The 25,006-nt window shown below is 53.4% G+C and carries 17 protein-coding genes and 1 riboswitch; of the genes, 5 read left to right on the top strand and 12 right to left on the bottom strand.

What is annotated here, in order from left to right:
- Positions 1–14 precede the first annotated feature (14 nt).
- Together GOC95_RS10615 and GOC95_RS10610 are read right to left on the bottom strand one after the other, a co-directional pair.
- On the bottom strand, positions 15–2,612 hold the full coding sequence (locus tag GOC95_RS10615) for a methyl-accepting chemotaxis protein (RefSeq protein WP_275357030.1): 2,598 nt from the start codon (positions 2,610–2,612) through the stop codon (positions 15–17).
- A 408-nt stretch (positions 2,613–3,020) separates the two neighbouring features.
- Complete coding sequence (locus GOC95_RS10610; RefSeq protein ID WP_275357029.1) at positions 3,021–4,895, bottom strand: PQQ-binding-like beta-propeller repeat protein; 1,875 nt, start codon at positions 4,893–4,895, stop codon at positions 3,021–3,023.
- A gap of 224 nt (positions 4,896–5,119) precedes the next feature.
- Here GOC95_RS10610 and GOC95_RS10605 point away from each other — a divergent pair, with 224 nt between their 5' ends.
- From GOC95_RS10605 to GOC95_RS10590, 4 genes are all read left to right on the top strand, one after another.
- Entirely contained in the window at positions 5,120–6,568 is a 1,449-nt protein-coding gene (locus tag GOC95_RS10605; RefSeq protein ID WP_275357028.1) for a PLP-dependent aminotransferase family protein, read from the top strand.
- Positions 6,569–6,704: 136 nt separating this feature from the next.
- The gene (locus tag GOC95_RS10600; RefSeq protein ID WP_275357027.1) at positions 6,705–7,439 is read left to right on the top strand and encodes a glutamine amidotransferase; all 735 of its coding nucleotides are present in this window, start codon (positions 6,705–6,707) and stop codon (positions 7,437–7,439) included.
- Entirely contained in the window at positions 7,436–8,149 is a 714-nt protein-coding gene (locus GOC95_RS10595; RefSeq protein WP_275357026.1) for an MOSC domain-containing protein, read from the top strand. Before GOC95_RS10600 ends, GOC95_RS10595 begins: the two co-directional genes overlap by 4 nt.
- Before the next feature lie 250 nt (positions 8,150–8,399).
- Complete coding sequence (locus GOC95_RS10590) at positions 8,400–9,611, top strand: aspartate aminotransferase family protein (protein WP_275357025.1); 1,212 nt, start codon at positions 8,400–8,402, stop codon at positions 9,609–9,611.
- A gap of 12 nt (positions 9,612–9,623) precedes the next feature.
- Here the strand turns inward: GOC95_RS10590 and GOC95_RS10585 are convergent, their stop codons facing one another.
- A complete protein-coding gene (locus tag GOC95_RS10585; RefSeq protein WP_275357024.1) occupies positions 9,624–10,538 on the bottom strand; it encodes a LysR substrate-binding domain-containing protein in 915 nt (304 codons plus the stop codon).
- Positions 10,539–10,827: 289 nt separating this feature from the next.
- Positions 10,828–10,912: riboswitch (Fluoride riboswitch) on the bottom strand.
- A 194-nt stretch (positions 10,913–11,106) separates the two neighbouring features.
- Here GOC95_RS10585 and GOC95_RS10580 point away from each other — a divergent pair.
- Positions 11,107–11,352: a hypothetical protein gene (locus tag GOC95_RS10580; protein ID WP_194747237.1), complete on the top strand. Its 246-nt coding sequence runs from the start codon at positions 11,107–11,109 to the stop codon at positions 11,350–11,352.
- Between the two features lie 121 nt (positions 11,353–11,473).
- On the opposite strand, the gene GOC95_RS10575 is transcribed toward GOC95_RS10580, so the two are convergent.
- The 9 genes from GOC95_RS10575 to cobA all read right to left on the bottom strand — a co-directional run bounded on the left by GOC95_RS10575 (position 11,474) and on the right by cobA (position 24,987).
- Complete coding sequence (locus GOC95_RS10575) at positions 11,474–12,124, bottom strand: type IV pili methyl-accepting chemotaxis transducer N-terminal domain-containing protein (RefSeq protein ID WP_275357023.1); 651 nt, start codon at positions 12,122–12,124, stop codon at positions 11,474–11,476.
- A gap of 34 nt (positions 12,125–12,158) precedes the next feature.
- Complete coding sequence (gene nirD / locus GOC95_RS10570) at positions 12,159–12,521, bottom strand: nitrite reductase small subunit NirD (protein WP_275357022.1); 363 nt, start codon at positions 12,519–12,521, stop codon at positions 12,159–12,161.
- A gap of 15 nt (positions 12,522–12,536) precedes the next feature.
- Positions 12,537–15,113 carry a nitrite reductase large subunit NirB gene (gene nirB / locus GOC95_RS10565; RefSeq protein WP_275357021.1) on the bottom strand — a complete coding sequence of 859 codons (2,577 nt, stop codon included), beginning with the start codon at positions 15,111–15,113 and terminating at the stop codon, positions 12,537–12,539.
- Between the two features lie 484 nt (positions 15,114–15,597).
- Positions 15,598–18,366, bottom strand: a complete 2,769-nt coding sequence (locus GOC95_RS10560; RefSeq protein WP_275357020.1) for a nitrate reductase — start codon at positions 18,364–18,366, stop codon at positions 15,598–15,600.
- 27 nt (positions 18,367–18,393) lie between these two features.
- Positions 18,394–18,705, bottom strand: coding sequence for a nitrite reductase small subunit NirD (nirD, locus tag GOC95_RS10555; protein ID WP_275357019.1), 312 nt, complete (start codon positions 18,703–18,705; stop codon positions 18,394–18,396).
- 31 nt (positions 18,706–18,736) lie between these two features.
- Positions 18,737–20,425: a bifunctional protein-serine/threonine kinase/phosphatase gene (locus tag GOC95_RS10550; protein WP_275357018.1), complete on the bottom strand. Its 1,689-nt coding sequence runs from the start codon at positions 20,423–20,425 to the stop codon at positions 18,737–18,739.
- Between the two features lie 54 nt (positions 20,426–20,479).
- Positions 20,480–21,691: a nitrate/nitrite transporter gene (locus GOC95_RS10545; RefSeq protein ID WP_275357223.1), complete on the bottom strand. Its 1,212-nt coding sequence runs from the start codon at positions 21,689–21,691 to the stop codon at positions 20,480–20,482.
- A gap of 66 nt (positions 21,692–21,757) precedes the next feature.
- On the bottom strand, positions 21,758–24,184 hold the full coding sequence (gene nirB / locus GOC95_RS10540) for a nitrite reductase large subunit NirB (RefSeq protein ID WP_275357017.1): 2,427 nt from the start codon (positions 24,182–24,184) through the stop codon (positions 21,758–21,760).
- Positions 24,185–24,204: 20 nt separating this feature from the next.
- Positions 24,205–24,987, bottom strand: coding sequence for a uroporphyrinogen-III C-methyltransferase (cobA, locus tag GOC95_RS10535; protein WP_194747229.1), 783 nt, complete (start codon positions 24,985–24,987; stop codon positions 24,205–24,207).
- Between the last annotated feature and the right edge of the window lie 19 nt (positions 24,988–25,006).

The raw sequence follows: 25,006 nt of genomic DNA, 5'->3' as shown, positions 1-25,006 counted from the left end.
CAATGTGAGCCCGCTCACGTTCCCGTCATGCGCATGAGAGTATCTTCCTCTTCTTCAGGCTCGGTCGACTTCCAGCGATGGGGTGTATGGTCGGGTTGATCCAGTTTGAAGCGTTGGACGGACTGGCTCAGCTGGTTAGCCTGATCCAGTAATGATTCTGCTGCCGCGGCGGCTTCTTCGACCAGTGCCGCATTTTGCTGCGTGGCTTCGTCTATGTGGGTGATTGCCTGATTCACTTGTTCTATGCCTTTGCTTTGCTCAAACGAGGCTTCACTGATGTCTCGCATGATTTCAGAGACTTTTTTCACTGAACTGACTACCTCTTCCATGGTTTTACCAGCAAGGTCTACCTGTTTGACTGCATCATAGGTGTTATTGACCGAGGTGCTAATCAAGCCATTGATTTCTTTTGCAGCGACGGATGAGCGCTGTGCCAGTGCGCCGACCTCATTCGCCACCACGGCAAAGCCTCGGCCCTGTTCGCCGGCGCGCGCCGCTTCTACGGCTGCGTTCAAGGCCAGGATATTTGTTTGGAAGGCGATGCCATCAATCACGGCAATGATGTCTTCAATCTGGCGGGCACTTTCATTCATTGCATTCATGCTGGCAATGGCCTCGCGTACAACCTGGCCGCCGTTTTCAGCCACGTTTGATGCTGTCAGCGCCAGTTGGTTGGCTTCTTGAGCATTCTCTGCATTGTGTTTGACGATAGAAGCGAATTGCTCCATGCTGGCGGCGGTTTCTTCAAGGCTCGCTGCCTGGTCTTCCGTCCGGCGCGAAAGTTGGTTATTGCCACTGGCGATCTCACTGGCTGCAGTATCAATCGCTTCAACTGCCTGTCGTACGGCTTTAATCGGTTCAACAATCAGGTCCAGCGTCTGGTTAACGCCAGCAATCACCTTGCGGAAATCACCAGCATGTTTCATTTCGTCAGCCCGCACCTGTATACGTCCTTCCTTGGCCGCTTGTGCCAATAGCGCAGAGTCCTCTAGCAGTTGATTAATCGCCTGGATGCAAGTATTCAGGTTGTTTTTTATTTCGTTGAAATCGCCGTAATACGGGGCGGTAATCTCGGCAGGAATGTCGCCATGCGCGATCCGCGCGACATAGCTGGCCGCCATATTCAGCGGTACAATCACCGCATCCAGCGTGTGATTCACGCCCTCAATAATTTTTCTAAAATCGCCATTATGTTTATTCGCATCCGCCCGTGTAGACAGCTCGCCTTTGACGGCCGCCTGTGACAGGTGATTGGCATCCATAATCAGCGCATTGACGGCATCAATGCACTGGTTAAGGTTATTTTTAATGGTGTTGAAATCGCCATGGTAAGTGTCCGTGATTTTAGGTGGAATGTGGCCTTTGGCAATATGATCCACATATTCTGCAGCGACATTGAGTGGAGAAATGACCGCATCCAGCGTATGGTTCACGCCCTCAACAATTTTGCGGAAATCGCCTTCATGTTTGCTGGCGTCTGCACGTGTAGACAAGCGTCCGGCAACCGCCGCCTCTGACAACATATTGGCGTCCGCAATCAGCGCATTCACGGCATCAATGCAATGATTAAGATTATCTTTAATGGCATTGAAATCGCCATGATACGTTGCAGTAATCTTGTCAGGGATATTGCCTTTGGAGATATCTGCCACATAGCTCGCCGCCACATTTAACGGCACAATCACACCATCCAGCGTCTGGTTAAAGCCCTCGACCAAACGCTTGAACTCGCCATTAAAGGCTGCCGTCTCTGCACGCGTAGACAATTGCCCTTCAATCGCTGCTTTGGCCAGCCGGTTGGTTTCCGTTGAGAGTTTGCTCAGCGTGCGTTGGAGTACCTGCATGGAGTGCGCGACACTGGTTTCATCGCCAACAGGCAATGCAATGTGCGCTGAAAAGTCACCATCAGAAAAGCGGCCAGCCAGCTCTGATAACTCAACAGGATCCATACCCAAACGTTTTTTAACTGTGCTGACGATGAAATAGCCTAAGCCGCTGGCAAACGCGATCAGCAGCAACACCATCACATAATTGGCGATCTCACCCTTGGAAATGACTTGCGCCGTTTCAGCTTCCAGCGTTTGCGCTGTCTTGTTTGTGTAGATGACCACCTGATCAACAATTGTTCGATGGGCCTCGTAGGCAGCGTTTAACTCGTGCAATGCAGACTCAATCTGCTTTTTATCCTGCGCATTCAGCGCAGGGATAAATTTGTGATCGTATATTGCAAAAAAAGCCTGGCCTGAGGCATACAGCTGTTCAGCCATCAAATGCTTGATCTCGGGGTTATTAAGTTTCTTCTCCCAGTAAGCATGGCGTTTTTCAAACTCGGCCCTAAGGACGCTGACTTTTTGCTGCAGGGAGCCCGCGGATGATGCATTCATGGCGACGCTTTGCAGAATCAGTTGCCAGGTTTCAATCAGGTATTCCGGTGGGGGTAATACGTCAGCGACCAGATCCTTCTGGTCTATGATCTTGTTGTATTGCTCCCCATTAATCGCCACTGTTTTATTGGCCTGCATATTCAAAAACACGAACAGGCAAACAGCCAGCAGGATAGTCGTCAAAACGCTGACTATCAAGGTAGACAGCTTGAGACGTGCAATTTGCATGAAAAAAGTCCTCTTTAGTAATATTTACACGCTATGAGTCTGCTATTAAACCCCTAAGTAAAGGATGGGAATAAGCGGATAAAGCCTGATTGAGTCTTGTAAATCATTTATTTTTATAATATTTATTTTCGTGATTTTTTATTGTTTTCAATGTAGTTTTCGTGGCTATCGTGTATGTAAGTCAGAGCTAACTATACGGTTTGTCCAGTAGCAAGCCTGATTGGATAAGGTGTCAAAGTTATTGAACCTAATACTCGAATCTATGGATGAAGCCAAGTGTTAACTGATACCCTGGGGGTAGTTTAGTCAAGCAACCAACAGCGCTGTAAGAAAAAACCTCCTATTGGCAAATAGGAGGTATAAAGAACCTTTGGAGATCAATTCAAAGGTGACTTCACAACATTGAATCTAAAGTGAAAAGACGTTGAGTGTGCCGCCGCCTGGCGCGGCGTTATATTTGGTCAACTCTTTGTACGCACCGCTAGCACCCAGCGCATCTGTGTCATTGCTCATCCCCAGGTTCATGGCAACCCCTGCCCAACCACCAATCCCGGAGTAGACGCCTACATACTGTTTGCCTTTATGACCATAGGTGAAAGCATTGCCGACCACGCCAGAACCCACTTGCATTTTCCAGAGTTCTTTACCAGATTTTGCATCTACGGCTTTGAACCAGCGATCCAGCGTTCCATACATGACAATGTCACCAGCGGTGGTTAAGGCCCCACTCCAGGCTGAGAATTTTTCTTTGTTGTACCAGACATTCTTGCCGTTCATAGGGTTGTAAGCAGCAAAACCACCCATCACGCCATCTGGCCCAGGAAACATGGTCAAGGTTGCCCCTACCCAGGGTTGACCTGCAACATATTTGGATTCCACCGGTTCATAGGTCATGCACAAGTGAATCAAAGGTGTGTACATATAGCCGGTTCTGGGGGAGTAGGCAGCAGGTTGCTGGTCTTTGGTACCTTGTGCAGCCGGACAAATACCCTTGGCGTTGTAGTCCTGATGGGTAGAGGCCGCCGCGTTCTTGTCAGGGATCCCGGTTTTTAAATCAATCCCGTTGGCCCAGTTAACAAATGGATGCACTTTTTCGGCAACAACGATGGAGCCGGTTTTCGCTTCAAAGGTATAAGCAAAGCCGTTGCGGTCATGGTGCCAGGCATAAGTTTTACCTGCTTTATCAAACAGTATCAGCTCATTGACGCCATCGTAGTCCCACTCGTCATGAGGTGTTTTTTGATAGCCCCATTTGGCCATGCCCGTGTCTACATCACGCGCAAACACAGTCATGGTCCACTTGTTGTCGCCAGGGCGCACATCCGGATTCCAGACCGAAGGGTTGGCCGTGCCGTAATACATCAAGTTGGTTCTGGGATCAAATGAAAACCAGCCCCAGATGGAACCGCCGCCATGTTCCCAACCATTTTTAACCGCTTGCGGTTTCAGCCAGGTTTTGATACCCAGGTCTTTTTCAGGATATTGCAGTTGTTCTTTTTTCAAGGCTTTGAATGAGCCCCCTTGTTTATTGCCGCCGTTGACATCCTGATACACAGATAAAGCACTGTAGTGCGGATTATCTGCATTAAAGCCTTCGCCAATCAAGGCATCCGCATCAGAGCCTGTACTATAGGCGCGCCAGGCTAAGGAACCATCTTTGGCGTTATAAGCCGACAGGTAGCAGCGCAAGCCAAACTCTGCGCCTGAACACCCTACAATCACTTTGTCTTTGATCACATGGGGTGCTGCCGTGAGTGTCCCGCCCACTTTGGTATCGACGACCTTGGTGTCCCACAGTTTGGCCCCGGTTTTTGCATCCAGTGCGACCAGCATACCGTCGTTTTGCGTCAGGTAAATCTTGCCGTGACCCCATCCCAGTCCGCGGTTGACGTTGTCACAGCACAACACTGCCTGTACCGACGGCTCCTGTTTAGGGAAGTAAGACCAAAGAATCTTCTGATTGTCATTGAGGTCCAGTGCATACACATTGTTAGGAAAGGCGGTGTGTACATACATGACACCATCCACCACAATCGGCGAGCCTTCATGACCTCGGTTAACGCCTGTCGCAAATGTCCACACCGATTTAAGGTTTTTGACGTTGTTTGCATTGATTTGATTTAATGTGCTGTAGCCCTGATTGCTATAGTTGGCACGGGGGTGCACCCAGTTATTCGGGTTTTTCATGGCGGCTTCCATATCGGTCTCGGCATACGAGACTGGCATATAAGCCATAGCACTTGCCATGGCGACGATCGCTAGGTGAGTTGTTTTCACGTTCATTGATTCTCTCCATATTCTGATAATCTTGGTTTTAATCTCCCGGTCGTTTGGGAGAGACTGATTGCATCAGTGCAGCCACTGTAACCATCTACTGGTGCTCAAAAACCAGCCAGAATTCAAATGTTCATGGGTCCAGGCTTGAAACCTGCCTGCTCATGTCAACAATAGGTAAACTGTGTTTTGAGAAAAACAATCACACGCTTGCGAGAGAAAGCTGAGGGGGTATGTTAAGACCATGGGACCTGGTAATTAAGCTGGATGAATCGTCGTCCACGCCGTTTTATCTGCAACTGGTTACACTAATCATTGCAGAGATCAAAGCCGGTAGGCTCAAGCCACAAGATGCTCTGCCGGGCACGCGGGAGATGGCCACCAAGCTTGCCATCAATCGAAAAACCGTTGTACTGGCCTATGATGAACTCATCGCACAAGGATGGTTGCAGTCAGAGGGCAGGCGGGGCACCTTTGTCGCAAGTCATTTGCCTATGACCTTGCATCAAGTACCAAGCCAGGCATCATCACATCCCTTGGCCACTGTTGCTGTGATGCCCAATGCCACATTCCCCGCTGCAGAGCGATTTGAAATCATCATTAATGATGGCATTCCTGATTCACGCCTGATTCCGTTTGAAATTATTTCCCGCGCCTTTCGCCATGCCCTGATACATACCGCTCGATCCAGCCGTCTCGGCTATAGCAATCCCTTGGGGACGGATGAGCTGCGTATGGCCATCGCGCAAATGCTTAATATGGAGCGTGGCTTACATGTCAAACCAGACAATATTTGTGTGGTACGCGGGAGTCAGATGGGCATTTTTCTGACGGCGAAAGTCATGATCCAGCCAGGCGATGCCGTGGTCATGGAGCGACTCAGCTATCAGCCAGCGCGACTGGCCTTTCAGGCTTGCGGCGCAGAAGTGATCACGGTGGAGACTGATGAACATGGCATGAATATTGACCAACTGGATCATATCTGCAGCAAGCGCGAGATCCGTTTCGTCTATGTGACGCCACATCATCAGTTTCCGACGACGGTCATGATGAGCATGGAGCGGCGCATACAACTACTCACTGTTGCGGCAAGGCATGGCTTCAAAATACTGGAGGACGATTATGACCATGAGTTTCATTACATTTTGCAGCCTGTATTACCTTTGGCTTGCCGTAGTCCTGAAAGCGTAATTTATGTCGGCTCACTTTCCAAAGTGTTGGCGCCTGGCTTACGTGTGGGCTATATCGTGGGGCCAGAAGCATTTATTCAGGCCTGTGCCGACCATATCATGATCATAGACCGGCAAGGTAACCCGGTGACAGAGCTGGCGGCGGCAGAGTTGATGGGCAACGGAGAGCTAAAGCGCCACATTCTGAAAACATTGAAGATTTATGACCAGCGGCGAAAAACACTGGCGGCCGCCTTCAACAAGGACTTCGATCAACTGTTGGATTTTAATTTGCCTAGTGGCGGCTTGGCCTTTTGGCTCACCTTAAAAAAAACAATTGCCATGCAAGACTTTCTGCTGTGGTCCAAGCAGCATAGACTACATTTTCACCGCGATAGCCTCTATGCGCATGCTAATCAGACAGTGGCTGCGATCCGGCTGGGGTTTGGCAGTCATGATGACAGGCAACTCGCGCAGCTGCTAGGCAAGCTGCATGAACTGCTAAGCAGCTAACTTTTCGGTTCTCCACACTCTCTGGACCATCCTATATTTCATAACAGGCTCACGACATCAGCGTGCAACGCTTATAAATTCTCTCCTGAAACAGCGGTATCTGCCGGCAAACGCTACCGGTAAAGGGAGAAATGCGATGAACGATACAACCATGCGTAGAAAGGTGGCCATGGTGATCCGTCACCTTGCCTTTGAGGATCTTGGGACATTGGGCCCGGTGCTACAAAGCAGGAATTATGAGATTCGATATGTTGAGGCAGGCGATCCATTGCCTGCGTTGCCTGATGTTATACAAGCCGATTTAGTCGTCATTCTGGGTGGTCCCATCAGTGTGTATGAGCTGGGACGCTACCCGTTTCTTAAGGATGAGGCTGAACTGATTCATACCAGACTACTCGCGCGCAAACCCATGATTGGTATTTGTCTTGGCGCACAACTGATTGCCAAGCAGCTGGGCGCCGAGGTGTTGCCCATGCGGCAAGGCAAAGAAATTGGCTTTTCACCGCTGAGTTTGACTGCTGAAGGCAGGCAGTCTGCCTTGGGCTTACTGGGGTCTGAGGTGTCAGTACTCCATTGGCATGGAGATCAGTTTTCTGTGCCGCCGCAGGCCAAATTGCTTGCAGGGACGTCACATTGCCCAAATCAGGCATTTAGCCTGGGTGATTATCTGTTGTGCTTGCAGTGCCATCTGGAGTTTGATGCAAGTGCGCTTGAAAAATGGCTGATTGGACATGCCTGTGAATTACATATGGCAGAGATCAATCTGCACCAGCTGCGCGGGGACAGCAAACTGTATGCTGCCGCTTTGTCGGACGCAGCCCAGCGCGTATTTCATGCCTGGCTAGATCAAGCAGAACAGGATCTACCATGAAAAAAGTCATCGGTGTGGTGCAAGCGGTATGTATGGGTACTCCGCGCGCGCTTTTGCGTCCTGGGACAACCAGCGCCATATTAAAAACGGCTGTGCATGTGCCTGTGAAGGTTGGTTTTACAGGATTGCAAGGCGATGAGCAGGCAGACAGACGCCTGCATGGCGGGCTTGATAAAGCGGTGCATATTTATCCGAGCGAGCATTATGCACAATGGCAGCAATACACTCGCTATCCCTCAGCAAACTTGATGAGTCATGGCGCATTGGGTGAAAACCTGAGCACAACGGGGCTCTCAGAACTGACGATTTGCATGGGGGATAGATTGTCGATAGGCAGTGTCATGCTGGAAGTGACACAGACTAGACAACCTTGCTGGAAAGTCAATGATCGCTCCGGGATTCCAGACTTGGCCCAGCAAATGCAGATATACAGGAAGACGGGTTTTTATTGTCGTGTCCTGCAGCCGGGAGTGATTGCCGCTGGCGATGTCATAACCTTGAACGAGCGTCCGTATCCTGACTGGAGCCTGCACAGGATACTGTTATTGCTTTATCACTCCCCGCTAGATCAGAATGAATTGAAAAGTGCACTCAACCTACCCTTGGTGGACAGATGGCGGACCATGTTTGAGCACAGGCTTGAGACTTCCTCGGTGGAGAGTTGGTCCGCACGGTTGGCAGGGCCGCAGCGCTATGAGCCTACGTTATAGACTCATCGTCTGGAAAGACTTCCGGCTTTGGTGCAAGGTGGAAACACAGGGCCCGATGGCAAAAGAGGTCGTGCGAGACATGATGGCACTATTGAGTGCGTCGGCAGGGTATTCCATAGAAATTCAGGTCTCCTACGAGGAAAACCGGATTCTGGAAACAGGTCCTCATGGCACCCGATTGCTCGCCATGGAACCTATTTTTACAACCGTAGATATTACTTCTCTAGAACTTGAGTAGAAAGACAAAGTCATGCATTTGATGCATACCTATCAGCGCCTGCCAGTGATGTTTCAACGAGGTAAAGGTGACCGTTTGTGGGATATTCACCAGACGGAATATATTGACGCCATTTCTGGCATTGGTGTTACCAGCCTGGGGCATGCTCATCCTGTGATTGCTGAACAGCTTGCAGAGCAAGCAACGCAATTAATTCATACCTCTAATATGACAGAAATTTACTGGCAATCGTTACTTGGCGAAAAACTGTGTGCCTTGAGTGGCCTGGACAAAGCCTTTATTTGTAACTCCGGGTGCGAGGCAAATGAAGTTGCCTTAAAGATTGCACGGCTGTATGGCTTAAGAAAAGGCATTACTCATCCGGTGGTGATTGTGATGGAGAATGCTTTTCATGGCAGGACCTATGCCACCAATGCAGCGAGTTCCAATGCCTCCAGGCAGACTGGGTTTGAGTTTGAACGGCACATTGCAGGCTTCATCCGGGTGCCCTTTGATGATTTAGCAGCAATACAACAAGTCGCGGCTGAGCAGAAGCGTGTTGTTGCGATTCTGGTGGAGCCGGTTCAAGGCGAAGGTGGCGTTCAAGTGTTCTCACCGGGCTATTTAAAGCAATTAAGAGCACTTTGTGATCAGCATGGTTGGTTGCTGATGTTAGATGAGATTCAGTCTGGTCTTGGTCGAACCGGTCAGTGGTTTGCCTACCAGCATGAACAGATTGTGCCTGATGTGCTAACGTTGGCGAAAGCGTTGGGGAATGGTTTCCCGATAGGCGCCTGTCTTGCCAAAGGGGAGACAGCAAGGCTGTTTTCACCAGGGGGCTATGGATCGACGTTTGGTGGCAACCCACTGGCCAGCAGGGTTGCCTGCGCTGTCCTGGACATCATGCAGGCAAGTCAGTTAGCGGAACGGGCTGCCGAAATGGGTCATGTTTTTTTAGAGCGGCTCAATCGCACCACAGCAGGCAATCGATATGTGGTGGATGTGCGAGGGTTGGGTTTGATGGTGGGCATAGAGCTTGCGGTGCCAGCCAGTCATTTAATGACTCAGGCATTGCAGCAGGAGCATCTGTTGATCAATGTCACCAGAGATCACGTCGTTCGATTATTGCCTTGTTTAATCTCTTCTGAGTACACGTTGGATATGGTGATCGCAAAAATAGGCCGCCTGCTTGAGTGTCTTGAGCCCCGTCAAGTGCATGGCCGTCAACAAGCTAGCTTGGTTTGACGCAAATCGCACTCAAGTTGCAATCAGCGTTGTTTCTCCATCATGTTGGCGTTGTAATTGAGCACACACCTGTTGCAACAGTGCTGGATTCACATGGTTCCTATTCCAATAAACGCCAATCGAGCGACCAATCGCCGGTAAGGCAAAGGGGATATAGTGCACATCATGATCCTCATGGTTGATGGCTGTGCCAGGAATCACGGCCAGCCCCAAACCATGTTTGACCATCATCCTGAGCGCTTCAAAGCTCACCGCCTTGAAATCATCATCTTTGTCCAAATGCTGCCGGGCAAAATTGGCATCAAAATGCTCCAGAATTTGCCGGTAATGCGACTGATCCTCCACCAGAAACAGCAGGGCTTGCTGGTTTAAATCACTGAGTTGCAGGCTTTTGCATGAGGCATAGGCATGATGGCTGGGCACCACTACGTACAACGGGTCATCCAGCAGTTTGATGCCCGTCAGACTGGCATGCGTGACCGGCAATGGCAGCAAGGCAAAATCAATTTCCTGATTCACCAATAAATCGATGAGCACATCCACATCTTCTTCCACATGTTGCACTTTAAATGGCTTGAACTGCTGTTTTAGATGGAAGATGTATTGCAGTGGCAGGGCATGGCCAAGAGACGGAAAACTGCCAAAGGTGAGCTTGGCAGAGGCATGCTGCCTGGCTTCACGAGCAATGTGAACAATCTGGTTTGCATGCTCGATCACCTGCGTGGCCGCCTCAATAATCTTTTCTCCCACAGGGGTGACGCGCACAAAATGCGTGCCTCTTTCAAAGATCTCCACCTCCAGATAGTTTTCCAGCTTTCTGATCTGATTGCTCAAAGTGGGCTGCGTGGTCGCACAATGTTCAGCCGCCTTGCTAAAGTTTTTATATTCAGAGACGGCTAATAAATACTTCAAATCACGTAAGTTCATGGCTTATCGGTCCTTGGCTGAGTGTGGGGTCAGAGGCGCTGGCAGGCAATCTTTTCCACATTGGTCAAAACGAATGGTGGGGCATGCATCTCATCATTCCGGTGGCGGCGCAGGGTCAGGCTTGGGCAAGACAGGCGGATAGGGCTGCGGCGGACAGGAAATCCGAACCGAATGTTGACGTAACAAGGTCTGTGGTGTGTGAACTGGTGTCAATTTCAAGAGACTTGTCCCAAGCTTGGTTTCAATATCAGGACAAGGCGTATGGTCGTGTCTACACCCCCCGTCCCGGGTTCGTGTAGACATCATCAGCACTGGGCGGTTGAGGAAGTATTTACTCGCGACTCCCAAGGAGGAATGTCATCTCCTATGGGGTTTGATATTAGATGGGCATCAATCTATCGTCAAGGGAATCTCCTCCCTATTTAAGCCTTTGTAAGCTCGCCGTAAGACGCCAAAGGTTCCATTGTTTGTTTGAATAAATCCATTCAAACAAACAATTTCATTTCCTCCCAGACTCCGCGTAAATTTCACCTCACAACGTACTGTTGTTTATCACTAGGAGTCAAAAATGAAACTGTTATCTACCCTTGTTCTGTTGTCTTTTTCAGTCGCTGGTTTTGCGGCCGACAACTCAAACGCCACAGATTTGAACGCGGTTGAAACGATGCTGCATACCAAGTTTGAATCGAGCCAGGCCAGCGCACAAAGTGCGTCTGATGATAGCCTCAGCCAGAATCCCTTTATCGAGCAAGTGATGGAAAATAATGTGCAGTCACAGCATCAAGTGGCTGCTGCGCATGAACACCACGGGTAACCCGTGGGGAATGATTGCGTCATCCCCGCATAATGCGCGACGGCAGTGACTGGCACTGCCGTTCGTGCGCAAACAAATCACCATCATCCATCCGGGCTGATGGTGATGGTGTTTTAGGGTGTTAATCACTCACCAGCGCTTTAGCCACCAGTTGTTCAATTTCATTGGTGATGTCGGTCATGACGCTGGCGACCACGGCAAACTCCTTGCCGGCGTCGCCAGACCGTGCGGCGATGACCTGCGCGTTAAAGGAAACAATCTTGGCTTCTTTGGCGATCTTCTGGATGCTGCTCATCAGGTTTTCCTGCTTTTTGCGTCTGAGCAGTTCGCAGTGTTTGGATTCATTTTCGTACGTGACCGTAATCTGGTTGAGGACGGCCACGATCAAGCTGGCCTCTTCGCCCAGCAAGGGGATCATGGCTGCAGGCAGACCCTGATTACTTTCGCAGGCGCTAATCGCCTGTTGGCAGTGTTGAATAAATTGCCGGATTTTGGCCTCGTTATCTTCCGGACCAAACAATACTTTTTCCAGCGCGGCAAAATAAACACCGGGATACTCATGGTTGCCTTTGACCAGAAGTGTATGCGTCTGGCTAAACAAGGCCAACGCCTCTTTGGCTTGGGCCAGTGCTTGAGGCTGGTGTGCACTCAACAGGATATTGAGCGCAATGCGTTGCGATAGCATGCGCTGGCGGCCAGAGAGGTTGATCAGCGCCACCATGCGGTCACTATTCAGGATGGTGTGCTGGCCGGGTTTATCGGTCTTTTTCATGGCGTGCATGGTTCTGTCCTCTGAGTCACCCTGGTTATCGTTGTACCCACACCTTGCCATCCCTGACTTCGACCGGGTAAACATTCAGACACACGGTTGCGTCCTCAACACAGAGGCCAGTGCGTAGCTGGTAGTGATGCTTGTAAATCGGCGAGGCGACTACAGGCTCGCCGCCCAAATCACCGACCAGGCCGCGGGACAGCACATTGGCCTCGCTATGCGGGTCGTGATTATCCAGCGCGTAGAGCTGGTCGTTTTTAAGGCGGAAAATGGCAATTTGTTGGCCTTCAATCAGGGCACAGACCCCCATATTCGGCCAGATATCCTCGAGTGCGCACACTGGGTGCCATGCGGCTGCCTCGGCAGGCTGGGCGTTTGTTGCTTGTAACTGATTCATAGACGGTTTCCTTGATTACTCTGTTGCTGCCAGGATGGGGATGACCTTGGCGGCAGGTGCGGTCTGCTGTTTTTCTGCGGACGTGGCCGGGCGGATCTGGTTGCGCTCATTGACGAAGACAATATTGTCGTCACCTGCCACACTATTGACGAAGCTGCGGAAGCGCTTGCGCACTTCGGGATCGGTGACAGCGGTTTTCCACTCGTCCTGATAGTTGTCTACCACGTGTTGCATTTGGGATTCCAGTTCAGCGCCCAGCCCTAACGAATCCTCAATGACAACTTGCTTGAGGTAATCCAGGCCGCCTTCGAGGTTGTCGCGCCAGGTGCTGGTGCGTTGCAGGCGGTCTGCGGTACGGATATAGAACATCAAAAAACGGTCTATCATGCGGATGGCTTCTTCTTTGCTGAGATCGCTTGCAAGCAGCTCGGCATGGCGTGGCTTCATGCCACCATTGCCGCACACATAGAGGTTCCAGCCATTTTCAGTCGCAATCAAACCCACATCCTTGCCTTGCGCTTCGGCGCATTCGCGCGTGCATCCAGAGACGCCAAACTTGATTTTGTGCGGCGCACGCAGGCCTTTGTAACGGTTTTCCAGCTGCACGGCCAGGCCGACGCTGTCATCCACGCCATAGCGGCACCAGGTGGAGCCGACACAGCTTTTGACCGTACGCAGTGATTTGCCGTAAGCATGGCCAGATTCAAAGCCGGCCGCGATCAACTCTTCCCAGATATTGGGTAATTGTTCCACGCGGGCGCCAAACATGTCTACGCGTGCGCCACCGGTGACCTTGGTGTACAAGCCGTATTTTTTCGCAATCTGTCCGATGGCAATCAGGCCATCCGGCGTGACTTCGCCGCCCGGCATGCGAGGCACCACCGAGTAGCTGCCGTCTTTCTGGATGTTGCCCAAGAAATAGTCATTCGAATCTTGCAAGGACGCCAGGTCTTTTTTCAGGATAAATTCGTTCCAGCATGAGGCCAGAATGCTGGCGGCGGTAGGTTTGCAGATATCACAGCCCAATCCCTGGCCGTGTTTATGCAGTAACTCGTCAAACGATTTGATCTGGCCCACACGCACCAGGTGGTAAAGCTCCTGACGTGAATACGGGAAGTGTTCGCACAGGTGATTGTTGACGGTCATGCCCAGCTTCACCATCTGCGCTTTCATGACTTGCGTCACCAACGGTACGCAGCCACCACAGGCCGTACCGGCTTTGGTGCACGACTTGATGGCGCCTATGCTGCAATTGCCAGCCGCCACCGCTTCACCAATTGCGCCCTTACTGACGTTATTGCAAGAACACAGCACCGCGGTATCTGGCAGGGCATCCACGCCCAGGCCAGGTTTTTCCTTGCCATCACTGGCTGGCAGAATCAGGAATTCAGGATTTTCCGGCAGCGGCATTTCGTTGACGGTCATCTGTTGCAGCGTGCCGTATTCATCGGCATTGCCAATCAGCACGGCACCCAGCAGTTTTTTGCCATCTTCGCTGACGACGATTTTTTTGTAGATATTGCGCACTTCATCGGTGTACTGGTAGCTGCGGCAGCCCTGGGTTTTGCCATGCGCATCGCCTACGCTGGCGACATCCACACCCATCAGTTTGAGCTTGGTGCTCATGTCTGCGCCCTGGAAAGTGGTCGATGTTTCACCCAGCAGATGTGCGCAGGCGGTGCGGGCCATGTCATAGCCAGGCGCGACCAGGCCAAACATCTCGTCGTTCCAGCTGGCGCATTCGCCGATGGCGTAAATATTGTGGTCACTGGAGCGGGAGAAGTTATCTATGGCGATACCGCCACGAGCACCGATGGCCAGGCCGGATTCACGTGCCAGTTCATCGCGTGGACGGATACCGGCAGAGAATACGATCATGTCGGTTTCCAGCCAGGTGTCATCAAAGAACACCATACGGTGGCGCGCAGTCGCTCCATCGACAATCGCCGTGGTATTGCGGCTGGTGTGCACGTGTACACCCAGCTCCTCAATTTTGCTGCGCAGCACTTTGCCGCCCGCTTCGTCTACTTGCACCGCCATCAAACGGGGCGCAAATTCAACCACATGGGTTTCCAGGCCCATGTCTTTCAATGCCTTGGCACATTCCAGGCCCAGCAGGCCGCCACCAACGACGACACCGCTTTTGGCGGTTTTGCCTGCTGCCGTCATGGCTTCGAGATCTTCAATGGTTCGGTAGACAAAACAGTTTTCACGGTCACGCCCGGTGACAGAAGGGACAAATGGATAAGAGCCGGTCGCCAGCACCAGCTTATCGTAGGCCAATATCGTGTCGTCTGTCAGTGTCACGGTATGCTGGTGGCGGTCTATATGGCTGACGCGGGCATTGAGGCGCAATGTCAGGCCCGGCCGGTCATAAAATCCAGGCTCGACCAGCGACAGGTCTTCCGCCGTGCTACCCGAGAAAAAACTGGAGAGGTGCACGCGGTCATAAGCCGGGCGTGGTTCTTCGCCCAGCACGGTGACTTGCAGGTTGGCGGCGGCCAGGTCAGGGTGGCGTTTCACCAGTTCTTGCACAAAGTAATGTCCCACCATGCCGTTGCCGACGACGAGGATGCGTGTGTGTTGATTCATCTTGTATTCCTAATCAGATGCAAGCAGGCAGTGTCACGATGTTTTTCATGTCAGTTGCGTGCATTGCGTTATCAAACTCAAAGCCTAAAAACAAAAACGGCGTCCATAGCCAATGCCGCGATTGCACATTGCAATCCTGCGAAACAAGCTATGGACGCCGTTGTCCAGTATGAGATTTGCCGACGATGGAAAATCTCTGATTTAAAAATGGCATGATAAAACGCCACTTTGTGATAAAAAAAAGCAATTGGCATGCCAACCGCCAGGATGGGGGTGCAGATGAATCGGGATTTATGCTAAGTTATTGTTCCTGATGTGTTTTATCTGCGATATTGCGTGTATGTTTGAGCTCGCGGGCACCGTACGATCTATCTGCCATTGGTCTGGTGCACGCTAATGAGGCATGTGCACAGGATTGCACCATCCTTGGCGCAATCCTGTGCCGACAGGCGATCAAATGCATTCATGTGCGCGCGTGATGTCCTTATCCCGCATGGGTTTTGCCATGCAGTTTGACCAGCCGCTTGAGTTCCGGCACGCAGGAGCCGCAACTGGTGCCACATTTCAGCTTGGCTTGCAGCGTCGGTAAATTCGCACCCATTTGACAGGTCTCAATAATCTCGTTTTCTGAGACATCCAGGCAGTTACAGACGATCTTGCCGCGTGATTTTTGTCCAGTGGGGGGCGCCGCCAGCGGCGCCAGTGCCCATTTGCGCAATTCGTCGGTGAACTGGCCTTCGAGCATGACTTGCTTGAGCCAGTCTGCGGCCAGCATTTCACCAATCAGGCGCACCGCGCTGACCTGGCCTTGCTCGACCAGAATGCGTTTACTGATGCCGCGTTTGACATCATCCAGCCGTAGCATGGGCGCATCTTCGACCATGCCAAGCAACTGATCCAGCCGGGCGATCAGCTGGCTATCCGGGGCAGCGTGGTGCGCCGCGCGCAGAATCAGCATGCCGTTGCCACGGCCATACAGTCCCACGGTGGCGTAATCAAAGGCCATCAATAGCGCGCGGATGTTGGCGAGCAAGTGCAGGTCGTTGCAGCTGCGCATCACCGTCATTTGCCAGGGCAAGCTCAACTTTTCGATCTTGACCGCCGTGTGCTTGAGTTCCGGTTGCTTGGAGGTTTTATCAAAAGCCGGTGGCATCAACACATTCACGCCCAAGCCGTGCATAAACTGGCTGCCCCAGTGCATGGGGATAAACAGCTCGGCCGGTTTGACTTCGTCTGATTGCTGCACCTTGATGATTAACTCACCGCGCTTGTTACTCAGTTTAACGATGTCGCCCTGGCTGATCTGGCGACGTTGCATGTCATCGGCATGCATGGAGACCACGGGCTCTTCGACATGGTTGTAGAGCTGCGCCAGCGTGCCGGTGCGGCTCATGCCATGCCATTGGTCGCGCAGGCGGCCGGTCAGCAGGCGGAAGGGATGGCGCGCGTCCGGCTTGTCGGCGGTCGGCTTGTACACCGCGCTGACAAAATGCGCCTTACCGCCCGGTTTCTGGAACACGCCATCGGTGTACAAGCGGGCTTCGCCCTGGCTGGCGCCCGATTTAAACGGCCATTGTTGTGGCCCGCGGGTTTCCAGAATCTGGTAACTCAAGCCTGTGATATCAAGGTCGCGGCCACGTGTGCTTTCACGGTGCTCGTTAAAAATGGTTTCGGTATTTGGGTAGTTAAACAGGGTGTCTGGTTTACCCAGTTTTTGTGCCAAACGGTGGGCAAAGTCGACCACTGCCTCCCAGTCATGACGGGCTTCACCCGGCTTGGGGGCGGCTGGCTGCACGCGCGTGATGCGGCGCTCGGAATTGGTGACCGTGCCTTCTTTTTCACCCCAGGTCGAGGCAGGCAGAAACACATCGGCGTAGACATTGCTTTCAGTGTTGTTAAACGCATCTTGCAACACGACCAGCTCAGCCTGTTGCAGGGAGGCCAACACATTATTGAGGTCTGGCATGGAGTGTGCGGGGTTGGTGCAGGCAATCCAGATCGCCTTGATCTCGCCGCTTTTAACCGCCTCAAACATCTCTACCGCGGTTTTGCCCGGCGTGGCCGGGACGTCGGGCACGCCCCACAAGCGCGCGACTTCTGCACGGTGTTCGGCATTGGCCAGGTCGCGGTGGCCCGACAGCAGGTTGGCCATCCCGCCGACTTCGCGGCCACCCATGGCGTTGGGTTGACCGGTCAGCGAGAATGGGCCTGCGCCGGGCTTGCCGATCTGACCGGTGGCCAGATGCAGGTTGATCAACGCGGCATTTTTTTCAGTGCCATGGATGGACTGGTTCAGCCCCATGCAATACATGGACAAGGTCGGGCCGGTGCCAAACCACTTGGCGGCCTGAATGATATCGGTCTCAGGCACGCCACAAATATCGGCCACCATCTTGGGGGTATATTCGCGCACGGTTTCCTTGAGCGCTTCAAAGCCTTCGGTGTGATTGCGGATATAGGCCATATCGAGCAGGCCTTCCCACAGCATCACATGCAACAGGCCGTTAAACAGCGCCACGTCGGTGCCGGGCAAGATCGCCAGGTGCAAGTCTGCCAGTTGTGCGGTGTCAGTGCGGCGCGGGTCTACCACCACAATTTTCATGTTCGGGTTGTTTGCCTTGGCATCTTCAATGCGGCGGAACACAATCGGGTGGGCAAAAGCGGTATTCGAGCCAGCAATAAACAGGCATTGCGTATGGTCGATATCCTCATAGCAGGCCGGTGGCGCATCGGCACCCAGTGTGGCCTTGTAACCGGCGACGGCCGAGCTCATGCACAAGCGCGAGTTTGTATCGACGTTGTTGGTGCCAATCAAGCCTTTGGCCAGCTTGTTAAACACATAATAATCTTCAGTCAGCAACTGGCCGGAGATATAAAAAGCCACCGCATCGGGGCCATGGGTGTTGATAATCTCGGCAAAGCGGTCGACCACATGATCGAGCGCGGTATCCCAACTGACGCGCGTACGCGGCAGGTCACGCGACAGGCGCAGTTCCGGGTAGAGGGCGCGTGCGTCCAGTTTGGCGGTCAGGTGCAGGGTCGAACCCTTGGTGCACAGGCGGCCAAAGTTAGCCGGATGCTCGGGGTCACCTTTGACATCGACAATCTGCTGACCCTCGGTGGTAATGATGACGCCACAGCCGACACCGCAATAGCAGCAGGTGCTGCGGGTTTCACGTCGTTGCGGATGGAAGGAGACCGGTACTGCGGTGAGCAGATCGTTTGCAGTCTGGAGTTGTTGCTGTTGCGACATAAGGGAGCTGTCCGTGTTGCCTGAAAATTACGGGTTTAATTGCAGATAGACCATGCCATCTTCGACCTTGACTGCATAGCAGGCAGTCTGGCCGATATCGGGCGCTTCGGCCTGGCCATCGACCAGGCTGATTTTCCAGCTATGCAATGGGCAGGCGACTTTGTCGCCATAGACCAGGCCTTGCGACAGCGGGCCGCCTTTGTGCGGGCAACGGTTGTTGAGCGCAAACACGCGGTCATCTTCAGTGCGGAACACACCAATGTCGGTTTCGCCATGACGCACCACACGTGCACCCAGGGCAGGGATGTCGTTTAGCGGGCAAATTTTAGTCCAACGCATTTTTTTCCTCTTTTCCAATTTGTTACTGGCCTTATGAGACCAGTAACAAATAAATCAATAACATATTCACGCACAATGAAATGATGGCCAGCCACTGCCATTTGACCAGCCGTGCGCGGGCAATCAACGGCGTGCGCGGGATGACAATGGGTCTGAGTTCGCCATGCTCCAGCGCCAGCAGCATTTCTTCGGCGGTTTCAAAGCGGTGTTCCGGTTTGCGGGCAATCGCTTTTAGAATCAGGTTTTCCAGCCAGGCCGGAATCTCGGGGCGGTAGCGGCTGGGGCGCACCGGTTCACCAAAGCGTGGCGACTGGAACGGCTCAATTTCACCATAGGGATACTTGCGTGTCAGCAGGTGATACAGCGTGACACCTGCGGCATAAATATCCGCCTGGCGGTCGGCCAGTTTGCCGTCAAACAATTCCGGCGCCATATAGCTGGGCGTGCCGGGATTTTCCATCTGCTCGGGCATGGGCAGCGTGGTGTTAAGCGCGACGCCAAGATCGAGGATGCGCAACCGTGTATCGCTACCCAGGTGAATATTGGCCGGTTTGATATCGCGGTGCACAATATTGAGCCGGTGCAGCATGCTCAAGCCACGCAACAGATCCTGGCCGATATTGGCCACGCCATTGATGGTGAAGTGATGGCCGGCATCCAGCCGTTGCTGCAAGGTGGCCCCTTCATGCCAGGTCATCACATAATATAAATGCGTGCGCTGTTCGCGCGTGAGCGGCAAAATTTGCGGCACACATTGCGACACCACGCGCTTGCCCAGCCACTCTTCATTAAGCAGGGCTTCGCAACTGGCCTTATCCTCAGCGCGGGCGGGTTGCAGGGTTTTCAGCACAAATAATTGCCCGGCGGCATTTTTTACCTGATATAACAAGCTGATGCGTGCATCATGTAACACGCGGGTGACGGTAAAGCCATCCAGGGTGTCGCCCACCGCCAGCTTGGGCGGCACCGGCAGGCTCAAGGCATCGGCCAGCATGTCGGTCAGGTGGTCTTGTCCGAGCTGATCGATACGCACCACCACGGCAGAGGCATTATCCTGACCACCTTGTTCCAGCGCTTGCCGGGTCAGGTGTTCGGTCATCAACTGCGGTGTATGGTAAAGCATCAATATTTTGTGCAGCTCGGCCTCGCCCAGTGCGGCCCACACACCATCACTGATAATGGCATACACATCGCCGGTTTGCAGCAGGCCTTCGGCATAATCCACGCTCAACTGGTCATCGAGGCCGACTGCACGCTTGAGTACATGCCGCATATCTGGCCGGTCCCAGACATGGTCGGTGGTCAGACATTGCAGCGACTGCTCGCGCAGGCGATAGATGCGGGTGTCGCCGACATGCGCCAGCACATAGCGCTGACCGCGTAGCACCAGCATGGACAGCGTGGTCGCCATGCCGGCCATCTGGCTGTGTTTGCGTGCCTGCGACAGCACCCAGCGGTTAGCCGCCTGAACCACCTTGTCCAGCGCATGCTGGATCGTCCAGGTATCGGGTGTGGCGTAATAATCTGCCGACACCGTGCGTATCGTCATCTCGGCAGCTTCGGCCCCGCCAGCCCCCCCGCTGATGCCATCAGCCACCGCCAGCAGGGCGCCCTTGATCTCAAGCTGCGCATCGGCAGGCGTCACCAGGCCTACGTAGTCCTCGTTACGAGGCCGCGGTCCGGTGAGGCTGCTTTCGCCGACGCTGATCCGTAATTTCATGCAGGGGTCCGTGATGACGCTAACATTTCAATGCTGGGCGGTTGTCCGATGCCATTAAATTTTGGCGCTGGTGACTGTGGCTGCGCCCCAGGTGGTGCGCCAGCGGTTTTTTACGCGTGAGAGGCCGATCAGCGCCAGAATTGCCAAGCCGGCAAAAATGGTCAGGCCGACCTGATAACTGCCCGTCACTTGTTTAGAGTAGCCTAAACTGGACGCCAGGTAAAAGCCACCAACGCCCCCGGCCATGCCGACCAAGCCGGTCATGACGCCGATTTCCTTGCGGAAACGCTGGGGCACCAGCTGGAAGACCGCGCCGTTGCCCATACCAAGTGCTGCCATGGCGAGCACTACTACCAGCAAGCCTAGTGACTGGCTAGCCATGCCAAAACTTAGGATAAACAGGAACACCGCTGCCAGCACATACATGGTGCTCAGTGAACGGATACCGCCGATGCGGTCGGCCAACCAACCGCCTATGGGGCGCACCAGCGAGCCGGCAAAGACACAGGCTGCGGTGAAGTAACCCGCGTGCACCGCATCCAGGCCATACTGGTCGTGGAAGTAAATGGTCAATGAAGACGCCATGCCCACAAAACCGCCAAAAGTGACACTGTAGAAAAACATAAACCACCAGGCATCTTTATCTTTGAGCACGGCCAGGTACTGCGACAGCGATTTTGGCGCAGGCGTATCCGGGGCGTCTTTGGCCATCGTGACATAGACCAGCAACGCCAGCACCAGTGGAATCAGTGCCAGGCCAAATACATTATTCCAGCCAAAGGCCACGGCCAGGCCAGGGGCGAACAAGGCAGCCAGGGCTGTGCCCGAGTTACCTGCACCGGCAATGCCCAGCGCCGTACCCTGGTGCTCTGGCGGATACCAGCGCGAAGCCAGTGGCAAGGCCACTGCAAATGCAGCACCGGCAAAGCCCAGGAACATGCCTAGCAACAGCGCTTGCTGATAGGTATGGATGCCATGCAGCCAGGCTGTCAGCAGCGCGCCAATCACAATCACCTGGCCAATCAGGCCGGCTTTTTTCGGCTTGAGCTGATCCACCAGCACGCCCATGACTATCCGTAGCAGCGCGCCTGTGAGTACCGGGGTGGCGACCATCAGGCCTTTTTGTGCCGGATTCAATTGCAGGTTGGCGGCGATTTGCACCGCCAGCGGCCCCAACATGACCCAGACCATAAAGCTCAGGTCAAAATAAAAGAAGGCCGAAAACAGGGTGGGTTTATGGCCCACTTCCCAAAAACTTTTTTGCATCATCTATCTCCCGGGCGTGCAATCAGGAGAATGGCACGCCACTTTTCATTTAAACAGTATTTTTCGTTACACGGTAATTGTGTCGAACTCTTTGTGGGCAGCACGTTGGTTGACACGTTCAGCCCAAGGGTCTACGGCGCCTTGCAACGCATACAGCAGACGCTCATATGCCGCTTTGCGGCCTTCAGCATCTTCAAGAATGCGTTTTTTCACATAATCCAGCCCGACACGTTCGATCCAGTGCAAGGTGCGGTCCAGGTAACGGGCTTCTTCGCGGTAGATCTGGATAAAAGCGCCAGAGTATTCAATTACCTCTTCAGCGGTCTTCACCTTACACAGAAACTGCGCCACTTCGGTCTTGATGCCGCCGTTGCCACCGACATAAATCTCCCAGCCGGAATCCACGCCGATCACGCCGACGTCCTTGATCCCGGATTCGGCACAGTTGCGCGGACAGCCGGAGACCGCAAACTTCACCTTGTGCGGGGCCCACATATGGTCAAAGGCTTTTTCAATATCAATGCCCAGTTGTGTGGAGTTTTGGGTGCCAAAACGGCAAAACTCCGAGCCAACACAGGTTTTGACGGTGCGTATAGACTTGCCATACGCATAGCCGGATGGCATGTCCAGGTCCGCCCACATGCCGGTCAGGTCTTCTTTTTTCACGCCCAGCAAGTCGATGCGCTGACCGCCGGTGACTTTCACCATGGGGACCTGGTATTTGTCGGCCACATCGGCGATTTTGCGCAATTGCTCGGGCGAGGTAACACCGCCGTACATACGCGGCACCACAGAGTAAGTGCCGTCTTTCTGGATATTGGCATGCACACGCTCATTGATAAAGCGTGACTGCGGATCATCCTTGGCTTCATGCGGCCAGGTGGAGATCAGGTAATAATTCAACGCCGGCCTGCAGGTGGCGCAGCCATTCGGCGTTTTCCAGCCCATGCCCTTCATGGCGGCCGGAATGCTCAGGTATTTGTGTTTGCGGATTTCGTCACGCACTTCTTCGTGGTTAAAGTCGGTGCAGCCACACACGGCTTTGCTGCTCGAAGGCGGTGCGTAACCGCCGCCCAGCGTCGAGGCCAGAATCTGCTCAACCAGGCCAGTGCAACTGCCACAACTGGAGCCAGCTTTGGTGTGTTTTTTGACGTCATCCAGTGTGAACAGGCCTTGTGCCTGAATCGCTTTGACAATGGTGCCTTTACAGACGCCATTACAGCCGCAGACTTCCATTTCGTCGGTCATGGCAGACACCTTGTCCTGACCCTGGTGGCCGGTATTGCCCAGACTATCCTGCCCGAACATTAAGTGATCCCGGATTTCGTGGATCGGCTTTTTGTCGCGCAGCAGCTGGAAATACCAGGCACCATCCGTCGTATCGCCATACAGCACGGCACCGATGATGGTGTCATCTTTGATCACGAGTTTTTTGTATACCCCGCCGACCGCGTCGTGCAGTAAAATTTCTTCGGCATCGTCACTGCCCATAAAATCACCGGCAGAAAACAAATCTATGCCGGTCACCTTCAATTTTGTCGAAGTGACCGAGCCTTTGTATACACCAATGCCGAAGTTGGCCAAATGTGTGGCGCACACTTTGGCCATTTCAAATAAGGGGGCCACCAGGCCATAAGCAATGCCACGGTGGTTGACGCATTCGCCCACGGCATAAATGCGCGGGTCATAGGTCTGCATGGTGTCGCTCACCACAATGCCGCGGTTGCAATAAATGCCTGCCGATTCGGCCAAAGCATAGTTGGGACGGATGCCCACCGCCATCACCACCAGGTCTGCAGGCACTTCCTGGCCGTCTTTAAAGCGCACGGCGACCACGCGACCGTCTTTGCCGACCAATTGCTCCGTGTCTTTTTGCAGCAAAAACTGCAGCCCGCGCGTTTCTAGGGATTTTTGCAGCATCTTGCCTGCGGTCTTGTCGAGCTGGCGTTCCAGCAGCCATTCGTTTTTGTGCACCACGGTCACGTCCATGCCTTGTACCTTGAGGCCATTGGCAGCCTCCAGCCCAAGTAAGCCGCCGCCGATGACGACGGCATGCTTGTAGACTTTGGCCGCAGCGATCATGTCGTTGGTGTCTTTGATATCGCGGTAGCCCAGCACACCCTGCAAGTCTGCACCTGCAATCGGCAAGATGAACGGCTTGGAGCCGGTTGCCAGCAACAGGCGGTCATATTCAACCGTGAGGCCGTTGTCGGCGGTCACGGTGCGGGCCTTGCGGTCTATCTTGTTGACACGGGCGCTGGTATGCAAGGTAATGTTGTGTTCGGCATACCATTCGCGGCTATTGAGGATAATGTCATCGATGGTCTGCTCGTTGGCCAGTACGGGCGACAACATGATGCGGTTATAGTTGGGATAAGGCTCATCGCCAAACACGGTAATGTCGTACATGTCCGGCGCAATCTTGAGCAGCTCTTCCACCGTCCGCATGCCAGCCATGCCGTTACCAACCACTACCAGTTTCTGTTTTATCATTGAATCACTCCTTTCAGCGCTTATGCTGCATCGCCGATGCTGAGCCAGTGTTGCAGGTTTTGTTGCCAATCTTGTTCCTGTTGGCTGTTTCTGGCTAATTTAACCACTTCGCCGACCACGATAATGGACGGGCTTTTAAGACTTTGCTGATGGGCCAGGTAAGGCATGGCTTGCAGCGTTGAGGTCAGGCCACGCTGTTCGGCGCGTGTGCCGTTTTCAACCACCATACAGGGCATGTCTGTGGGCATGCCTGCAGCGATCAGTTCACGGCAGATTTCAGCCAGATGCTGCATGCCCATGTAAATGACCAGCGTGGTATGGCTGGCCACCAGCGCCTGCCAGGGCAGGGGGCCACCATCTTTGGTATGGCCGGTGACCAGCGTCACGCCATGGTTGTACGCACGGTGGGTCACCGGTACCTCCATGCTGGCGCAACTGGCAAGGCCACTGGTCATGCCCGGAATAATTTCATAATCAATATTGGCGGCACGCAGTGCCAGCATTTCTTCGCCACCACGGCCAAACACAAACGGGTCACCGCCTTTCAGGCGGGCCACGGTTTGACCTTGTTCGGCCAGGGCGATCATCATGCGGTGAATAAAATGCTGTGGCGTAGACTTGCAACCGCCGCGCTTGCCCACCGGCACAATACGTGCCTGCGGGCAATGCTTGAGCAGTTCAGGGTTGACCAGGTCATCGACCAGCACCACCTCTGCCAGCTGCAAGGCCTTGACCGCCTTGAGCGTGATGAGCTCAGGGTCGCCAGGACCGGCACCGATTAAATACACTTTGCTTGCTGACATGAGGGGCTCCTTTGGTTTG

The sequence above is a fragment of the Methylophilus sp. YYY-1 genome (assembly GCF_029132825.1).
GTDB lineage: Bacteria > Pseudomonadota > Gammaproteobacteria > Burkholderiales > Methylophilaceae > Methylophilus > Methylophilus glucosoxydans.
The sequence above is the reverse complement of the archived record's forward strand: the minus strand, read 5'-3'. Positions and strand labels throughout refer to the sequence as shown.

Excerpts from the sequence above, each read along its gene's own strand:
- GOC95_RS10610 (WP_275357029.1), bottom strand. The coding sequence starts at position 4,895 with ATGAACGTGAAAACAACTCACCTAGCGATCGTCGCCATGGCAAGTGCT.
- GOC95_RS10605 (WP_275357028.1), top strand. The coding sequence starts at position 5,120 with ATGTTAAGACCATGGGACCTGGTAATTAAGCTGGATGAATCGTCGTCC.
- GOC95_RS10550 (WP_275357018.1), bottom strand. The coding sequence starts at position 20,425 with ATGAAATTACGGATCAGCGTCGGCGAAAGCAGCCTCACCGGACCGCGG.
- cobA (WP_194747229.1), bottom strand. The coding sequence starts at position 24,987 with ATGTCAGCAAGCAAAGTGTATTTAATCGGTGCCGGTCCTGGCGACCCT.
- GOC95_RS10600 (WP_275357027.1), top strand. The coding sequence starts at position 6,705 with ATGAACGATACAACCATGCGTAGAAAGGTGGCCATGGTGATCCGTCAC.
- GOC95_RS10580 (WP_194747237.1), top strand. The coding sequence starts at position 11,107 with ATGAAACTGTTATCTACCCTTGTTCTGTTGTCTTTTTCAGTCGCTGGT.
- GOC95_RS10560 (WP_275357020.1), bottom strand. The coding sequence starts at position 18,366 with ATGTCGCAACAGCAACAACTCCAGACTGCAAACGATCTGCTCACCGCA.
- GOC95_RS10545 (WP_275357223.1), bottom strand. The coding sequence starts at position 21,691 with ATGCAAAAAAGTTTTTGGGAAGTGGGCCATAAACCCACCCTGTTTTCG.
- nirD (WP_275357019.1), bottom strand. The coding sequence starts at position 18,705 with ATGCGTTGGACTAAAATTTGCCCGCTAAACGACATCCCTGCCCTGGGT.
- nirB (WP_275357017.1), bottom strand. The coding sequence starts at position 24,184 with ATGATAAAACAGAAACTGGTAGTGGTTGGTAACGGCATGGCTGGCATG.
- nirD (WP_275357022.1), bottom strand. The coding sequence starts at position 12,521 with ATGAATCAGTTACAAGCAACAAACGCCCAGCCTGCCGAGGCAGCCGCA.
- GOC95_RS10585 (WP_275357024.1), bottom strand. The coding sequence starts at position 10,538 with ATGAACTTACGTGATTTGAAGTATTTATTAGCCGTCTCTGAATATAAA.
- GOC95_RS10575 (WP_275357023.1), bottom strand. The coding sequence starts at position 12,124 with ATGAAAAAGACCGATAAACCCGGCCAGCACACCATCCTGAATAGTGAC.
- GOC95_RS10595 (WP_275357026.1), top strand. The coding sequence starts at position 7,436 with ATGAAAAAAGTCATCGGTGTGGTGCAAGCGGTATGTATGGGTACTCCG.
- nirB (WP_275357021.1), bottom strand. The coding sequence starts at position 15,113 with ATGAATCAACACACACGCATCCTCGTCGTCGGCAACGGCATGGTGGGA.
- GOC95_RS10615 (WP_275357030.1), bottom strand. The coding sequence starts at position 2,612 with ATGCAAATTGCACGTCTCAAGCTGTCTACCTTGATAGTCAGCGTTTTG.
- GOC95_RS10590 (WP_275357025.1), top strand. The coding sequence starts at position 8,400 with ATGCATTTGATGCATACCTATCAGCGCCTGCCAGTGATGTTTCAACGA.